Genomic DNA, 275 nt, shown 5'->3' with positions numbered 1-275 from the left:
CCCTTTTGCTCACCCTGGTCGCCAGCCACGCCAGTGCCGCGACGATGGACAGCGCCCGCACGCGCATCGCCGAGCAGGCGCAGAAGCTCGAACCGGAGCTGCTCGAAACCCGCCGCGACCTTCACGCTCATCCAGAACTTGGCAACACTGAAAAACGCACCGCTGAACTGGTCGCCAAACAGCTGCAAGCAATGGGCCTGGAAGTGAAAACCGGCGTCGCCCGCACCGGCATTGTCGCCATTCTCAAAGGCGCCCTGCCCGGCCCGACCGTGGCC

General features: G+C 65.5%; 1 pseudogene. It reads left to right on the top strand.

The window, feature by feature from the left end:
- Positions 1–275: pseudogene (locus AAEY83_RS14785) on the top strand (amidohydrolase); the annotation flags it as partial.

Source organism: Psychrobacter sp. TB20-MNA-CIBAN-0197, from assembly GCF_040309765.1.
Lineage (GTDB): Bacteria > Pseudomonadota > Gammaproteobacteria > Pseudomonadales > Moraxellaceae > Psychrobacter > Psychrobacter submarinus.
The sequence above is the reverse complement of the archived record's forward strand: the minus strand, read 5'-3'. Positions and strand labels throughout refer to the sequence as shown.